At 67.8% G+C, this 15,588-nt stretch carries 11 protein-coding genes; 7 read left to right on the top strand and 4 right to left on the bottom strand.

Going from position 1 to position 15,588, the window contains the following annotated elements:
• Nucleotides 1-13 precede the first annotated feature (13 nt).
• Nucleotides 14-604 carry an NAD(P)H-dependent oxidoreductase gene (locus ATO4_RS10105; RefSeq protein WP_083591494.1) on the bottom strand — a complete coding sequence of 197 codons (591 nt, stop codon included), beginning with the start codon at nt 602-604 and terminating at the stop codon, nt 14-16.
• Nucleotides 605-778: 174 nt separating this feature from the next.
• Here ATO4_RS10105 and ATO4_RS10100 point away from each other — a divergent pair, with 174 nt between their 5' ends.
• Entirely contained in the window at nt 779-1,465 is a 687-nt protein-coding gene (locus tag ATO4_RS10100) for an OmpW family protein (protein WP_083591409.1), read from the top strand.
• Nucleotides 1,466-1,632: 167 nt separating this feature from the next.
• On the opposite strand, the gene ATO4_RS10095 is transcribed toward ATO4_RS10100, so the two are convergent.
• On the bottom strand, nt 1,633-2,292 hold the full coding sequence (locus tag ATO4_RS10095; RefSeq protein ID WP_083591408.1) for a glutathione S-transferase: 660 nt from the start codon (nt 2,290-2,292) through the stop codon (nt 1,633-1,635).
• Nucleotides 2,293-2,673: 381 nt separating this feature from the next.
• Here ATO4_RS10095 and ATO4_RS10090 point away from each other — a divergent pair, with 381 nt between their 5' ends.
• From ATO4_RS10090 to ATO4_RS10075, 4 genes are all read left to right on the top strand, one after another.
• Nucleotides 2,674-4,947 carry an acyl-CoA dehydrogenase gene (locus ATO4_RS10090; RefSeq protein ID WP_083591407.1) on the top strand — a complete coding sequence of 758 codons (2,274 nt, stop codon included), beginning with the start codon at nt 2,674-2,676 and terminating at the stop codon, nt 4,945-4,947.
• On the top strand, nt 4,944-6,230 hold the full coding sequence (locus ATO4_RS10085; protein ID WP_083591406.1) for an acetyl-CoA C-acetyltransferase: 1,287 nt from the start codon (nt 4,944-4,946) through the stop codon (nt 6,228-6,230). Before ATO4_RS10090 ends, ATO4_RS10085 begins: the two co-directional genes overlap by 4 nt.
• 73 nt (nt 6,231-6,303) lie before the next feature.
• Nucleotides 6,304-8,406: a 3-hydroxyacyl-CoA dehydrogenase NAD-binding domain-containing protein gene (locus tag ATO4_RS10080; RefSeq protein WP_083591405.1), complete on the top strand. Its 2,103-nt coding sequence runs from the start codon at nt 6,304-6,306 to the stop codon at nt 8,404-8,406.
• Nucleotides 8,406-10,322 (top strand): acetyl-CoA hydrolase/transferase C-terminal domain-containing protein, encoded by a 1,917-nt coding sequence (locus tag ATO4_RS10075; RefSeq protein ID WP_083591404.1) that lies wholly within the window; start codon nt 8,406-8,408, stop codon nt 10,320-10,322. Before ATO4_RS10080 ends, ATO4_RS10075 begins: the two co-directional genes overlap by 1 nt.
• A 35-nt stretch (nt 10,323-10,357) precedes the next feature.
• Here ATO4_RS10075 and ATO4_RS10070 read toward each other — a convergent pair whose 3' ends face one another.
• Nucleotides 10,358-11,200: a fumarylacetoacetate hydrolase family protein gene (locus ATO4_RS10070; protein WP_083591403.1), complete on the bottom strand. Its 843-nt coding sequence runs from the start codon at nt 11,198-11,200 to the stop codon at nt 10,358-10,360.
• Between the two features lie 219 nt (nt 11,201-11,419).
• Here ATO4_RS10070 and ATO4_RS10065 point away from each other — a divergent pair, with 219 nt between their 5' ends.
• Nucleotides 11,420-13,228, top strand: a complete 1,809-nt coding sequence (locus ATO4_RS10065) for an acyl-CoA dehydrogenase (RefSeq protein ID WP_083591402.1) — start codon at nt 11,420-11,422, stop codon at nt 13,226-13,228.
• A complete protein-coding gene (locus ATO4_RS10060) occupies nt 13,228-13,965 on the top strand; it encodes a crotonase/enoyl-CoA hydratase family protein (protein ID WP_083591401.1) in 738 nt (245 codons plus the stop codon). Before ATO4_RS10065 ends, ATO4_RS10060 begins: the two co-directional genes overlap by 1 nt.
• A gap of 183 nt (nt 13,966-14,148) precedes the next feature.
• Here the strand turns inward: ATO4_RS10060 and ATO4_RS10055 are convergent, their stop codons facing one another.
• Entirely contained in the window at nt 14,149-15,357 is a 1,209-nt protein-coding gene (locus ATO4_RS10055) for an aminotransferase class V-fold PLP-dependent enzyme (RefSeq protein WP_139802369.1), read from the bottom strand.
• Nucleotides 15,358-15,588: the final 231 nt, after the last annotated feature.

Below are 15,588 nucleotides of genomic sequence, written 5' to 3'. Positions count from 1 at the left end.
GGCTGCGGCTGCCTCAATAGGGCGGCGGGGTCTTGGCCTTCTGGCTCTTCGCCGCCTCGGCCCACCATTCCAGATCGCTCGCAAAGCGCGGGAACGCCTTTTCGAGATGGCCGCCGGCATCGCCCGTCGGCTGGCCCGCTTCGTCGAGCGTCGCCGAGATCGGCCCGACGGTGAGCGCCGAGGAGATCACCACCATGCCCATTTCCGACAGCGTGCCGTGCCAGGCGAGGGCGGCCCTCACCCCGGCGAAACGTCCGGCGGAATAGCTGGCGATCGCCGCCGGGCGCCAGAACCACTCCTCGAGGAAATGATCGGTGAGGTTCTTCAGCCCCGGCTGCACACCCCAATTGTACTCGCCGGTGACGAAGACGAAGCCGTCGGCGGCCTTGATCTTGGCGGCGAGGGTTTCGAGCGCCGCCGGTGCCGTGCCGGCCGGATATTCCTTGTACATCCGGTCGAGCATCGGCAGGTCGAGCGCCTTGGCGTCGATCAGCTCGCAGTCGGCGCCGCGGGACTTGAAACCCTCGACCACGAAGTCGGCAAGGCGGATGCCCATGCGGTCGCGGCGATAGGAGCCGTAGAGGACGAGAAACTTCAGGGGCATCGCATCGTCTCCATCCTGCAGGCGCGTGCCGAGGCGCCAATTATCCGCCGGGCCGACGATACCATCGGCCGGCATGCGAGGAATGTGGCGGGATCTTGATCTGGATCAAGACGCCCGTAAGGCTGGCGAATTAAGTCTTCGCCGTCCATTCAAGCATAACCGCAGAGACCCTCCATGACCCCGCTGAAACCGACCCGCCTCGCCGCCCTTCTCGCAGGCGTCGTTCTTCCGGCCCTTGCCCTGACCAGCCCTGCAGGGGCGGCGGACCTTGATGTCACCGGCATTTCGGCGCCGGCAGAATACCAGAGCCCATGGCAGATCCGCCTGCGCGGCCTCGGCGTGGTCACCGAGGACGAGGGTTCCGTCGATGGTGTCATCGATTCGGGGCTGTCCTACTCGGACACGCTGGTTCCCGAACTCGACATCAGCTATTTCTTCACCGACAACATCGCGGCCGAACTCATTCTCGGCACGACCTACGCCAATGTGAACGGTGACGGATCGCTGACCTCGATGGGGCGGATCGGCAAGACCTGGCTGCTGCCGCCGACGCTCACCCTGCAATATCACTTCACCGATTTCGGCAAGTTCAAGCCCTATGTCGGGGCGGGCGGAACCTACGCGATCTTCTACAGCCAGGATGCCGACGGGGTCGACGAGCTCGACATCGAGAACACCTTCGGTGCGACGCTGCAGGTGGGTTTCGACTACATGATCGACGAGCATTGGGGCTGGAACGTCGACGTGAAGAAGATCTTCCTCGAGCCCGACTTCGACGTCGTCGTCGGCGGGACCAGGCTGTCCGGCAAGGCCAAGCTCAATCCCTGGCTGATCGGCACCGGCGTGACCTATCGGTTCTGAACGGCAGATCCTGTTGCTGTTGGCGGTGCGTGAGACGCCGGATGGCAGTCCGGCACCGTTGGGAGGATCGGGGCACCGGCCGTCGTCGGTGCCCCGATCGTCGTTCGTGCAGGGTGAATGTCCGCACGGCCGATCCGGCGTCGGATCGTCACGTCCGGCACAGAGCCTCACGCATAGTCATAGGGTCCGCCGCGCTTCAGGGCCTGGCGGTAGGCTCGGCGCTCGTGGATGCGCTGGAGAAACTCGCGCAGGCGGGGATGGTTCTCGTAGCCGAAGCGCTTGGCCGCCGCCTCGACCGGAAAGCTCATCATCACGTCGGCGACGGTCATCTCCGGTCCGGCGAACCAGCCGGTCCGGCCGATCGCCTGTTCCCAGTGGTTGATGTGCAGCGTCATCTGCGGCTGCACCAGCAGCTCGTCGACCTTTTCCATGGAGGCCTTGAGGATCGGTTTGGCGAAGAACGGCGCCCGGTCCGGGATCATCTGCAGGACCAGCATGAGGAAGAGCGGCGGCATCGCCGAGCCTTCGGCGTAGTGCAGGAAATGCCGGACGGTCCAGTAGTCGTCGCTGCCCTCGGGCGGCATCAGCCGGCCTTCGCCGTATCTGGCGAGGATGTATTCGACGATCGCGCCGGTTTCCGCGATGGTGCGGCCCTCGTCGGTGATCACCGGCGACTTGCCCAGCGGGTGCACCTGCTTCAGCTCCCTCGGCGCCTGCATGTCCTTGGTGCGCTGATAGTGCTTCACCTCGTAGGGGGCGCCGAGTTCCTCCAGCAGCCAGAGGACGCGCTGGGAGCGGGAGTTGTTCAGGTGATGGACGGTCAGCACGACGAGAACTCCAGGTTGGCTGATGCGGACCCGCGTCGGATCGACGCTGCGCCGCGAACGGCTTTCACGATTTAGTGCGCCGGCGGCAGAGGGCGACGGCATGGCGGATCGCTCGACAGGTCGCATTTGTGGGCCGACGGTGGTTGGCTGCCGTGCAGCGCCGCGCCGGATGCCTGGTGATGGCACCCGGAAGGAGCTCTGCCGGGATTCCGTCGCGGCCTTCGCGGGAGTAGTCTGGGAGGGCGAGCCGGCCTCCGCGCTCTCCGGTGCAGCGAGACGGGTTTTGACGTTTACGTAAAAGCACGATAGAAAGCCGCGGAGTTCGAGACCCGGGGGGCAGGTTCGGCATTCGCCCCAGGCAGGAGCTGAAAGGAGCCTCTCATGTCGTTTCGCAAGGACAGGATCACCCGCCCGATCTTCAAATGGGCCAAGGGCGTCATGCCCGCCATCTCGAAGACCGAATCGGAAGCGATCGGCGCCGGCACGGTCTGGTGGGACGGCGCGCTGTTCTCCGGCAATCCGGACTGGAACGAGCTGATCGCGACGCCTCCGGCGCGGCTCTCCCCCGAGGAGCAGGCCTTCATGGACGGGCCGGTGAACGAGCTCTGCGGGATGATCGACGACTGGACGATCACCTCGCGCGACCACGATCTGCCCGAGGCGGTCTGGAGGTTCCTGCGCGAGAAGAAATTCTTCGGCATGATCATTCCGAAGGAGTATGGCGGCCTCGGCTTTTCCAACACCGCCCATTCGGAGATCGTGCGCAAGGTCTCCTCGGTCTCCGTCGTTGCCGGCGTCACGGTCATGGTGCCGAACTCTCTCGGGCCGGGCGAGCTTCTCTTGCATTTCGGCACGAAGGAGCAGCGCGACTTCTGGCTGCCGCGCCTCGCCGACGGCCGTGACATCCCGTGCTTCGGCCTGACCTCCGCGGATGCGGGCTCCGACGCTGCGGCGATGACCGACAACGGCGTCGTCGAATATGGCGAGCACGAGGGCAAGCGGGTGCTCGGCATCCGCCTCAACTTCCACAAGCGCTACATTACCCTCGGCCCGGTCGCGACCGTCATGGGCCTCGCCTTCAAGATGCGCGATCCGGACAACCATCTCGGCAAGGGCGAGGAGCTCGGCATCACCGTCGCGCTGCTGCCGACCTCGCATCCGGGCGTCAGCCATGGCGAGCGGCACATCCCGCTCAACACCTATTTCCAGAACGGCCCGCTCTCCGGCGAGGACGTCTTCGTCCCGCTCGACTGGATCCTCGGCGGACCCAAGCAGATCGGCCAGGGCTGGACGATGCTGATGACGGCGCTCGCCGCCGGACGTTCGATCTCGCTGCCGTCGCAGTCGGCCGCCGCCGCCGCCTACTGCGCCCGCGTCACCGGCGCCTATGCTCGTGTCCGCACCCAGTTCGGCGTGCCGATCGGCATGTTCGAGGGGATCCAGCAGCCGCTCGCCGAGATCGTCGCCAACGCCTATCTGATCGACGCGGCCCGCCGGCTGACGGTCGCCGCCCTCGACCAGGGCCACAAGCCGTCGGTCCTCTCGGCGATCATGAAGGCCCACGCCACCTACCGGATGCGCGAATGCGTCGAGCGGGCAATGGACATCCACGGCGGCAAGGGCATCATCGAGGGCGAGAAGAACTATCTCGCGCCGATGTACCAGTCGGTCCCGATCGGCATCACCGTCGAGGGCGCCAACATCCTGACGCGCAACCTGATGATCTTCGGCCAGGGGGCGATCCGCGCCCATCCCTACATGCTGAAGGAGATGATGGCGCTCTCCGACGAGGATCGCGAGAGGGGCATTGCCGAGTTCGACAAGCACTTCTGGGCCCATGTCGGCCACTCCCTGAAGACCGCCTGGCGCACCTTTGCCCGCGGCTGGACGGGGGGGCTTGCAGCGCCGGCGCCGAAGGACGCGGCCTTCACCGGCCACTGGCGCCAGCTGTCGCGCTATGCGGCCGCCTTCTCGCTCCTGTCCGACCTGTCGCTCCTGACCCTCGGCGGCGCCCTGAAGCGCAAGGAGATGCTGTCGGCGCGGCTCGGTGACATCCTGTCGGAGCTCTACCTCCTCGGCGCGGTGCTGAAGCGTTTCGAGGTCGAGGGCCGGCCGGAGGCCGACAAGCCGCTGATCGACTACATCATGGAGAAGGGCTACTGCCGCCTCGGCATCGCCTTCAACGGCGTGCTCGACAACCTGCCGGCCCGCTGGGCGGCGGTGCTGGTGCGCTTCCTCGCCTTCCCGCTCGGCGTTCCCTACGAGGAGCCCTCGGACGAGCTGACCAGCGAGGTGGCGGCGATCATGATGCGCCCGTCCTCCCAGCGCGACCGGCTGACGCCCGACCTCTATCTCGGCGAGCGCCATGCCGAGCATCCGGTCAAGGATCTCGAGACCGCCTTCGAACTGGTCTGCGACGCCGCGCCGATCGAGAAGAAGATGCGCGAAAAGAAAATCAAGGATCCGGTTGCCGCGCGCGATGCGGGCGTTATCACCGAGGGGGAATACGAGCGTCTCATGCAGGTGAAGGCGGCGGTCGCCAAGGTGGTCGCGGTGGACGCCTATGATGCGCACACCATTTCGCCGATCGCGGGCCAGCACGCCACCCAGCGCAAGGCCGGCGAGGAACAGATTTCGCGCGAGGCTGCTGAGTGACAGGACAACCCGTTTATCTCGTCGATGGTGCCCGCACGCCCTTCATCAAGGCGCGCGGGCGGCCAGGTCCCTTCACCCCGGTGGATCTCGCCGTCCAGTGCGGTCGGCCGCTGCTGCTGCGGCAGGACTTCCCGGTCTCCGCCATCGACCTCGTCATCCTCGGCTGCGTCAACGTCATCGCCGACGAGATGAACCCGGCGCGCGTCGCGTCCCTGCGGCTCGGCGTCTCCGACGAAACCCCGGCCTTCACCGTGCAGATCAACTGCGGCTCCGGCATGCAGTCGCTGGACACGGCCTTCCGCTACATCGAGCGGGGCACCCACGAGATCGTGCTCGCCGGCGGGACGGAAGCGCTCAGCCACTCGCCTCTGGTGCTGACCCGCGGCGCCGTCGAATGGTTCGCGCGGCTGAACCGGGCGAAGACGATGGGCGATCGGGCGAAAGCCTTCTCGCAGCTGAAGCCGGGCTATCTGAAGCCCGTCATCGGCCTCGAGCGCGGGCTGACCGATCCGATCACCGATCTCAACATGGGCCAGACCGCCGAGATTCTGGCGCATCTCTTCGACGTCTCGCGCCGGTATGCCGATGCCTATGCGGTGGAGAGCCATCGCCGGCTGGGCGAGGCGACGGCGAAGGGCTGGCTGAAGGGCGAGATGCTGCCCGCCGTGGCCCGCGACGGCAAGGTCTACGACCATGACGACGGCATCAGGCCGGGCACGACGGTCAAGGATCTCGCCAAGCTCCGCCCGGTCTTCGAGCGACCCTATGGCAAGGTGACGCCCGGCAACGCCTCGCAGATCACCGACGGCGCGTCCTGGAACATCCTCGCCTCCGAGGCCGCCGTCGAGAAATACGGCCTGAAGCCGCTCGCACGGATCGTCGACAGCGACTGGGGCGGGCTCGACCCGTCGATCATGGGCCTCGGGCCGGTCACCTCGGTGGCGCCGATCCTCAGGCGCCAGGACATGGCGGTGGCCGACGTCGATCTGTGGGAGCTCAACGAGGCCTTCGCCGCGCAGGTGCTGTCCTGCGTCGCTGCCCTCGACCAGCCTGACATCGCCGACGGCGTCCTCGGCCTCGAGGGGCGCGGCGGCCGGATCGACCATGGCAGGCTCAATGTCGACGGCGGCGCGATCGCGCTCGGCCATCCGGTCGGCACGTCGGGCAACCGGATCACGCTGCATCTCGCCAACACGCTGAAGCGCCTCGGCAAGAAGCGCGGGATCGCCACCCAGTGCATCGGTGGTGGCCTCGGCGGGGCGATGCTGCTCGAAGCGGCCTGACCCGACATCAAACGGGCCCGGCGCGCCGGGCTCCTCGACAAGAACGCGGCAAAAGCGGACGGAAACGGACGACATGGGCAGGATGCTGAACGCGCTTTCGAAGCGTGCTCTCGAACGCGGGCCGGCGCGGGGCGCCGAGCCGACGGGGCACTTCACGGTCTCCACCGACCTCCACGGCGTCGTCTGGATGGTGCTCGACCGGACCGACAAGCGGGTCAACACCATCGACCGGCCGGTGCTGGAGGAACTCGCCACCCACATCGAACGCTTCGAGCGGGAGAAGCCGGCGGCGGTGGTCATCCGGTCCGGCAAGTCGGCGGGCTTTGCCGCCGGCGCCGACATCAACCAGTTCGTCGGCGCCTCGGCGGCCGAGATCAAGGCCGCTCTCGAACAGGGGCATCAGGTGCTCGACCGGCTGGCGGCGCTGCCCTGCCGGACCATCGCCGTGATCCATGGCCACTGCCTCGGGGCCGGGCTCGAACTCGCGCTCGCCTGTGACCGGCGCATCGCCGTCTCGGACGCCTCGCTCGGCTTTCCCGAAGTCATGCTCGGCCTTCATCCGGGGCTCGGTGGCACCTTCCGGGCACCGGCGGTGGCCGATCCCGTCGAGGCGATGACGATGATGCTGACCGGCCGCTCGATGCCGGCGAGGCGGGCGAAGTCGATTGGCCTGGTCGATGCGGTCGTCGAGGAGCGACATGTCGCCGCGGCGGTCGAGGCGGCCTTCTACGGCGACCTGCGCCGCAAGCCGCAGTCGCTCCAGGGGCGCGCCATGGGCTTCAAGCCGGCCCGCCAGTTCGCGGCGCGGATGATGCGCAAGAAGACGGAGGAAAAGGCCAGCCAGGCCAACTATCCGGCGCCCTTCAAGCTGATCGACCTGTGGGAGGCCCATGGCGGCGACCCTAAGGCGATGCAGCGGGCCGAGATCGACAGTTTCGCCGAGCTGATCGAGACCGATACCTCGAAGAACCTCGTCCGCGTCTTCTTCCTGCGCGAGAAGATGAAGAGCCTGAAGGACGGCTCCTCCGGCGTCCGGCATCTCCATGTCGTCGGCGCCGGCGCCATGGGCGGCGAGATCGCCGCCTGGGCGGCAGCGCAGGGCTTTCGGGTCACCCTCGGCGACGTCAAGCTGGCGCCGATCGGGGCTGCCATCGGCAAGGCGACGAAGATGCTGGAGCGCGCGCTGAAGGATCCGCTGAAGGTGCGCGACGCACTCGACCGGTTGATCCCCGATCCGGACGGCATCGGCATCGCCCATGCCGATCTCGTCATCGAGGCGGCGCCCGAGAAGCTCGACCTGAAGCACAAGATCTATGCCGAGATCGAGCCGCAGCTGAAGGAGGGGGCGCTGCTCGCCACCAACACCTCGGCGCTGCCGCTCGCCGATCTCGCCTCCGGCCTCAAGGACCCGTCGCGTTTCGTCGGCCTGCACTTCTTCAACCCCGTCTCGCGCATGCAGCTCGTCGAGATCGTCGGCCATGATCGCATCTCGTCGGAGACGGCACGCCGCGCGACGGCTTTTGCCGCCGAGATCTCCCGCCTGCCGGCGCCGGTGGCCTCCGCTCCGGGCTTCCTCGTCAACCGCGCGCTGACGCCGTACATGGCCGAGGCGCTCGTGCTGCTCGACGAGGGCATCCCGAAGGAGCGGATCGACCACCGCGCGGAAGAGTTCGGCATGCCGATGGGCCCGATCGAGCTGACCGACCAGGTCGGGCTCGACATCGCCCTCGACGTCGCGACCTCGCTTCGCGAACGGCTCGGCGAGGACACGTTGCCCGCCGCGCCCCAATGGCTGACGAAGATGGTCGAGGAGAAGCGCCTCGGCCGCAAGACCGGCCGCGGGCTCTATGATTATGACGACGACGGCAAGCCGAAGAAGCTCGCCCCCGAGGCCCTGCCGGACGGATCGAAGGACGATCCGGACATGCTCGACCGGCTGATCCTGCCGATGCTGAACGCCGTCGTCGCCTGCATCGACGAGGGCGTCATCACCGACGAGGAGGTCGCCGACGGCGCGATGATCTTCGGCACCGGCTTCGCCCCCTTCCGCGGCGGGCCCATCCACTACGCGCGCCAGCGCGGCATCGACGCCATCATCACCCGGATGGGCGAACTCGAGGCCAAACACGGGCCCCGCTTCAAGCCGCATTCCGGCTGGGAGCGGCTCAAGGGCTGATGGTCCAGCGCTTCTCCGAGGAAGACGCGCTCGCCCGCCGGATCGTCGAGCGGGTGGGCAAGAGGATCGTGCTCGCCCTGCCGCTCGGCCTCGGCAAGGGCAACCACGTCGCCAACGCCCTGTACCGGCTGGCCGAGGGCGATCCGTCGATCGACCTCACCATCTTCACCGCTCTGTCCCTCGATCCGCCGGCGGGCGGCAAGAGCCTGGCAGGGCGCTTTTCCGGGCCGCTCGCGGAGCGCCTCTATGACGGCGTGACGCGGCTCGATTACGTGGCGGCCCGCAAGAGAGGCCGGCTGCCGAAGAACATCCGCGTCGTCGAGTTCTTCCTGCAGGCGGGCTCGCTCCTGTCGAACCGCACGGCGCAGGAGAACTACATCTCCGCCAACTACACCCACGCCGCCCGCTACGTCGTGGAGAGCGGCGTCAACGTCGTCGCCCAGATGGTGGCGCCGTCAGACGACCGCGCGCACTACTCGCTCGGCTCGAACACCGACATGACGCTCGATCTCCTGCCCGTCCTCGACAGGTTCCGACGGGACGGGCGGGAGGTGCTGTTCGTCGGCGAGGCGAACCTCCAGATGCCGTTCATGCCCGGCGCGGCGGCACTGGAGGCGGCGCGCTTCGACATGATCCTCGAGGGCGGCAGCGCCGAGGCGGCCCAGCTCTTCTGCGTCCCCAGGCAGCCCGTCTCGATCACCGACCACGCGATCGGGCTCTATTTCGCGGCGCTGGTGAAGGACGGCGGCACGCTCCAGATCGGCATCGGCGGCATGGGGGACGCCATCGCCAATGCGCTCATCCTCAGGCACCGCGACCCGGCCCGCTTCCGTGCGGCGCTGGAGGCGCTCGGCGGCTTTCCCTCGACGATCGAGCCGCAGACCGGCCGCTTCGAGGAAGGGCTCTACGGGCTGTCGGAGATGTTCGTCGATCCGTTGATGCAGCTGATCGACGCCGGCATCGTCAGGCGGGCCGCCTCGGATGGCAAGATCCTCCATGCCGGCTTCTTCGTCGGACCCGAAAGCTTCTACCGCCGGCTGCGCGAGATGGAGCCGGCGCTGAAGGAGACGCTTTCCATGCGCGAGATCTCCTTCATCAACGACCTGCCGGCCGCGGACCGGGCACGCCATGTGGCGGACCGGCGCGACGCCCGCTTCTGCAATTCGGCGATGATCGCGACCGTGCTCGGCGACGTCTGCTCGGATCAGGTCGAGGAAGGGCAGGTGGTCTCCGGCGTCGGCGGCCAGTTCAACTTCGTCTCCCAGGCCTTCGCCCTCGACGGCGCGCGCTCGATCCTGATGCTGGCCTCCACCCGCAATGGCGGCCGTCACTCGAACATCCGCTGGCGCTACGGCCACACCACCGTCCCGCGGCACCTGAAGGACATCGTCGTCACCGAATATGGCGTTGCCGACCTGCGCGGTCGCACCGACCGCGACACCGTCGCCGCCATGATCGCCATTGCCGACGAAAGCGCTCAAGGCACGCTGATCGGCGAGGCGGTCGCCGGGCTGAAGCTCGAGCCGGGCCACCGGCCCGCCCGCTGGAACTCGCGCGGAAGGCTTGAGGCAGCGCTCGCACCCTTCGCCGACGTCCTGCCGGACTATCCGTTCGGGACCGATCTCACCGAGGACGAACGCCGGCTGGCGCCGGCGCTCCGGCGGCTGAAGGATGCGAAGGACGATCGGCTGGCGCTGGCCCGTCTGTTCGCGCGGGGCGTCGTCGCCAGCCCGGCACCGGACGAGGCGGCGGCCCTCGCGAGGATGGGCCTGGCGCGGCCCGAAGGCCTCGCCGAGCGCGGCATGCGGGCGCTGCTTCTGGCAGCCCTGCAGGACGAGCGGAGCAGGGGACGCGACAGGCATGCGCAGGCGGCGCCGTTGGCTTCTCCGGGCGGGCATGAAGGAGAAGCTCCTTGACCCGCCTCGGTGCCTCGCACCGCGGCTTCTCGCCGTCAGATCGCGATGCAGGTGTTTTCCTGTTCGCCGAGCCCCGTGCCGCCGAGGCGGATGCGGTCTCCCGCCTTCAGGAAGCGCGGCGGGTCGTAGGACAGGCCGACCCCGGCAAGGGTGCCGGTCAGGATAACGTCGCCGGGCTCCAGCCGCATGAAGCGCGAGATGTAGGAAACGAGATAGGGGATCTTGAAGATCATCTCGCCGAGCGCGCCGACCTGCTGGCTCTCGCCATTGACGTCGAGCCAGAGCTCGATCCGGTCCGGCTCCGGCAGTTCGTCGGGAGTGACGAGCCAGGGGCCGAGCGGGCAGAAGGTGTCGTGGGACTTGCCCTTGGTCCACTGGCCGCCGCGCTGCAGCTGGTAGTTCCGCTCGGTGATGTCGTTGGCGAGGCAATAGCCGGCGATGGCCCGCTGGGCGTCTTCGACGCTGGCATATTTCGCGATCCGGCCGATGACCACCGCGAGTTCGACGCCCCAGTCCACCCGTCCGGCGAGCTTCGGTATCTCGATCGCATCGTTCGGCCCGCAGGCGGATGTGGAGGCCTTGAGGAAGAGGGTCGGCTCGGGATTGATCCGGAAGCCGGCGAGCTGGGCGCTGTCGGTGTAGTTCGGACCGACGCCGACGATCTTGCCGATCCGCTCGACCGGCTTGCACAGGCGCGTTCCCTCCGCGATCAGCGGCAACGTCGCGGGATCGATGGCGGCGAGCGCAGACAGGCGGTCGGGATCCAGCGCCGCCCCTTCCAGCGCACCCACATGTTGCGACAGATCCCGGATCCTTCCGGCCTCGTCGACCATGCCGGGGCGTTCCGCTCCGCGATCGCCAAACCGAACAAGCCGCATGCCTACCTCCCTGACGTCCTGACGCCGGAATGGCCACATGGCCCGCCGGGTTCCTTGCCGTCGACCATTCATCGGATGACGGGCGGGACAGCAGGCGTGTCATATTGGGAAAGTCGATGAGTCGTCGACAAGCTCTTTCCGTAGCAGCATAAATTATTCGAGATGTGTGGAGGCCGGCGCCCTGGAAGCCGATGTCGACACCAAGGAGGAGACGCCATCATGCCGCAGCCACCCGTCAAGGAGATCGCCTTCACCCTGAGGACGATCGCCGGTCTCGACGCCGCGATGGAAGAGGGGCTGTTGCCCGATCTCGCCCCCGACCTCGTCGAGGCGGTGCTGGAGGAAGCCGCGAGATTCGCCGCCGAGCGGATGGAGCCGCTGGATGCGATCGGCGACCGCCAGGGCGCGCGCTTCAAGGATGGCGCCGTCACCATGCCCGACGGCTGGCGCGAGCTCTATCGCGACTGGACGGCCGGCGGCTGGAACGCCATCGCCGGCCCGGCCGAGTATGGCGGCCAGGAACTCGGCACCGCGCTCGCCGCCGCCGTGTCGGAGATGTGGAACCACGCCTCGATGCCCTTCGCCCTTGGGCCGCTGCTGACCATCGGAGCCGTCGAGGCGCTCGACAAGCACGGGTCGCAGGAGCTGAAGCGGGTCTATCTGGAGAAGCTCGTCTCGGGCGCCTGGATGGGGACGATGAACCTCACCGAGCCGCAGGCGGGCTCGGATCTCGCGGCGCTCAGAAGTCGCGCCGAGCGGCGGGACGACGGCAGCTACCGGATCTTCGGCCAGAAGATCTACATCACCTATGGCGAGCACGACCTGACGGACAACATCGTCCATCTGGTGCTGGCGCGGCTGCCCGATGCGCCCGCCGGCGTGAAGGGCATCTCGTTGTTCCTGGTGCCGAAGTTCCTGCCCGACGAGGCAGGCGATCCCGGCCGCCGCAACGATGTCGTCTGCCATTCGATCGAGCACAAGCTCGGTATCCACGCCTCCCCCACCTGCACCATGCTGTTCGGCGAGGGGACGGTGGAGGGCGAGGAGCCCGGCGCCACCGGCTTCCTCATCGGCGAGGAGAATCGCGGCCTCGCCTGCATGTTCACGATGATGAACAACGCCCGGCTGATGGTCGGCATGGAAGGCGTCGGCATTGCCGACGCAGCCTATGACAAGGCGCTCGCCTATGCGAGGGACCGCCGGCAGGGGCGGGCGACGCGGCTTGCGCCCGGTGTGGAAAAGTCCGGCGAGATGAGCCCGATCCTCGCCCATCCCGACATCGCCCGCACGCTGCTGACGATGAAGGGCCTCACCGACGGCGCACGCGCCATCGCGTTCTCCTGCGCCGTCGCCATCGACCGGGCGAAGGCCTACGGCAAGAGCGATCCGGACAAGGCGAGGGCCTGGCAGGAACGGGCCAATCTCTTGACCCCCATCGCCAAGGCCTTTTCCACCGACGTCGCCTGCGAGGTCGCCTCGATGGGGATCCAGGTCCATGGCGGCATGGGCTTCGTCGAGGAGACCGGCGCCGCGCGGCTCATGCGCAACGCGCGGATCACCCCGATCTACGAGGGCACCAACGGCATCCAGGCGATCGACCTCGTCGTCCGCAAGATCGGCCAGTCCGGTGGAGCGACGGTCGCGGCGCTGTTTGCCGAATTCGACGAGACGGTGGCAGAGGTCTTGCGCCGCAACGCGCCGGAATTCGGCGAGACGGCGTCCTGCCTCGGCGCTGCGATGGACGACCTCAGGGCCGCGACCGAGTATCTGCAGGGGTGTCTGGACTCCGGCGAGAGCGAGGCGGCGCTTGCCGGCGCGACGCCCTATCTGCGGCTTTTCGGCCTGACGGCGAGCGGGGTCTACGCCGCCAGGGGCGCGCTCGCGGACACATCGACCGAACGGGTGGCGCTCTGCCGATTCGTCGCGGAGAACCTCGTGCCCGAGACCTCGGGCCTCAGACGCACCGTGGTTACCGGCGCTGCGAGCCTGGCCGCCGCCCATGACCTTCTGCTTTCGGGAGCTGCATGATGTCCGACCTGATCCAGACGACCTCCCGGGACGGTGTGACCACCATCCGGATGAACCGGGCCGACAAGAAGAACGCCATCAATCGCGAGATGTACCGGGCGATGACCGATGCGCTCGCCGAAGCCTCCGCCGATCCGGCGATCCGGGCCGTGGTGTTCGCCGGGGTGCCGGGGGCCTTTTCGGCCGGCAACGATATCAAGGACTTCATGGCGATCGCCGAGGGCGGTGCGCTGCCCGGCGAGGTGGCGACATTCCTGCCGGCGATCGCGTCCTTCGACAAGCCGTTGGTCGCGGCCGTAGACGGCCTGGCCATCGGCATCGGCACGACGTTGCTGATGCATTGCGACCTGGCCTTCGCCAGCCCCGGATCGCTGTTCAAGACGCCCTTCCTCGATCTCGGCGTGACGCCGGAGGCCGCCTCCAGCCTGATCGCGCCCCGTATGATGGGCGACCAGCGGGCCTTCGCCCTGCTCGTCCTCGGCGACGGCTTCGACGCGGCGGCGGCCCGCGCGGCGGGGCTGATCTACAAGGTGACGGAGGATCCGGAGGCGGAAGCGGCCAAGGCGGCCGCCAGCCTGGCGAAGAAGCCGCCGGAGGCACTCAGGATCGCCCGCGACCTGCTGCGCGGCCGGCGCGAGGACGTGCTCAAGCGGATGGACGAGGAGATGCAGATCTTCTCCGCACGCCTGCGCTCGACGGAGGCGCGCGCGGCCTTCGCGGCCTTTCTCAATCGCTGATCGCTCGTTGCCGGAGCTGCGGCGTCGTCCTTCGAAAACGACGCCGAACAGTCGCTGGCTTGGCTACGTCGTCGCAGCAACGATGCCGAACGCTCCGCATCTCGGTGCTGTTCGACGAGACGGGCGCCCGCTGACCCGCGGACGCCCGACGCGATCGACCGGGGGAGGCTTCCGGTCGACGGTCTACTCGGCCGCCACTCTGGCTTCCTCTGCGACGGCGTGAGCCTCGCGGTAATAGGCGTGGGCCGCCGCGACGCCGGCGCCGGGGGTCAACTTCGCGCCCGCATCGGCCAGCGAAATCTCGGCCGAGGCCAGCGCCGCGAGGCACATCACCTCGTTGAGGTCGCCGAGATGGCCGATCCGGAAGACCCTGCCGTTCAACCGCGCGAGGCCGCCGCCGAAGGAGGTGTTGTAGCGCTCGTAGCCGATCCGGATGACGCGGTTCGCATCGACGCCCTCCGGCACGGTGATCGCCGAGACCGTGTCCGAATGCCATTCCGGGCCCGCCGCGACGAGCTTGAGCCCGAGGCCGGCGATGCCGCGTCGCACGCCCTCGGCGAGGCGATGGTGCCGGGCGAAGACGTTCTCGAGCCCCTCCTCGAACAGCATGTCCAGCGAGGCGCGGAGCCCGTGGAAGAACTGCGTCGGCGGCGTGTAGGGAAAATAGCCCTGATCGTTCATGGCGATCTGGTCGGCGAAGATGAAGTAGCTGCGGGGAAACTTCGGCCGGTTGTCCTTGTTGGCGGCGAGCGCCTTGTCCGAGACCGACAGGAACGACAGCCCGGCCGGCAACATGAACCCTTTCTGCGATCCCGCGACGGCGAGATCGACCCCCCATTCGTCCTGGCGGAAATCGATCGAGGCGATGGAGGAGACGCCGTCGACGAACAGCAGGGCCGGATGCGAATGGGCGTCGAGCAGCCTGCGCACGCCCGGGATGTCGGAGGTGACGCCCGTCGCGGTTTCATTGTGGGTGACGAAGACGGCGCGGATCTCGTGCGCCGCATCGGCGGCGATCGCCTGCTCATAGGCGTCGAGCGGCACACCCTTGCCCCATTCCACGTCGATCACGGTGACGTCGAGGCCCAGCCGCTGGGCCATCTCCACCCAGAGATGGGAGAACTGGCCGAAGCGCGACATCAGCACCTTGTCGCCGGGCGCGAGGGTGTTCTGGATCGCCGCTTCCCAGGCGCCGGTGCCGGAGGAGGGGAACATGAACACCCGCCCCGACGAGTTCCGGAAGGCGCGCTTGAGGTCCTGAAACAGCCCGAGCGTGAGCGACGGAAAATCCGGCGCACGCTGGTCCTCCATCGGCACGTTCATGGCTCGGCGAACCCGGTCCGGCACGTTGGTCGGCCCCGGAATGAATAGCTGCGTGATGCCGTGTTTCACATCGTCCTCCCTGCCGCATCGCCATCTGCCGACGCGTGGGCGCTTTCAGCGCCCGATGTTTTGCAACGATGGTACCCACTGTGGAGGAGTAATGGGAACTTTCATTTTCTGATCAAGACAGAAAGTAAAATTTACGGGGCTGCGGAAAAGGCCGGCGGCATCCTATGTGAGGCGGATGCCGACGCGGGCGCATGCCGCCCGCCTTGGGTGAACGATGTGGAGGCGCGACGC

Source organism: Aurantimonas sp. 22II-16-19i (genome assembly GCF_002088275.1).
In the GTDB taxonomy this organism is placed as follows: Bacteria; Pseudomonadota; Alphaproteobacteria; order Rhizobiales; family Rhizobiaceae; genus Jiella.
This window is presented reverse-complemented; position numbering and strand designations above follow the sequence as displayed.

Excerpts from the sequence above, each read along its gene's own strand:
- ATO4_RS10100 (WP_083591409.1), top strand. The coding sequence starts at position 779 with ATGACCCCGCTGAAACCGACCCGCCTCGCCGCCCTTCTCGCAGGCGTC.
- ATO4_RS10080 (WP_083591405.1), top strand. The coding sequence starts at position 6,304 with ATGGGCAGGATGCTGAACGCGCTTTCGAAGCGTGCTCTCGAACGCGGG.
- ATO4_RS10075 (WP_083591404.1), top strand. The coding sequence starts at position 8,406 with ATGGTCCAGCGCTTCTCCGAGGAAGACGCGCTCGCCCGCCGGATCGTC.
- ATO4_RS10070 (WP_083591403.1), bottom strand. The coding sequence starts at position 11,200 with ATGCGGCTTGTTCGGTTTGGCGATCGCGGAGCGGAACGCCCCGGCATG.
- ATO4_RS10065 (WP_083591402.1), top strand. The coding sequence starts at position 11,420 with ATGCCGCAGCCACCCGTCAAGGAGATCGCCTTCACCCTGAGGACGATC.
- ATO4_RS10060 (WP_083591401.1), top strand. The coding sequence starts at position 13,228 with ATGTCCGACCTGATCCAGACGACCTCCCGGGACGGTGTGACCACCATC.
- ATO4_RS10105 (WP_083591494.1), bottom strand. The coding sequence starts at position 604 with ATGCCCCTGAAGTTTCTCGTCCTCTACGGCTCCTATCGCCGCGACCGC.
- ATO4_RS10090 (WP_083591407.1), top strand. The coding sequence starts at position 2,674 with ATGTCGTTTCGCAAGGACAGGATCACCCGCCCGATCTTCAAATGGGCC.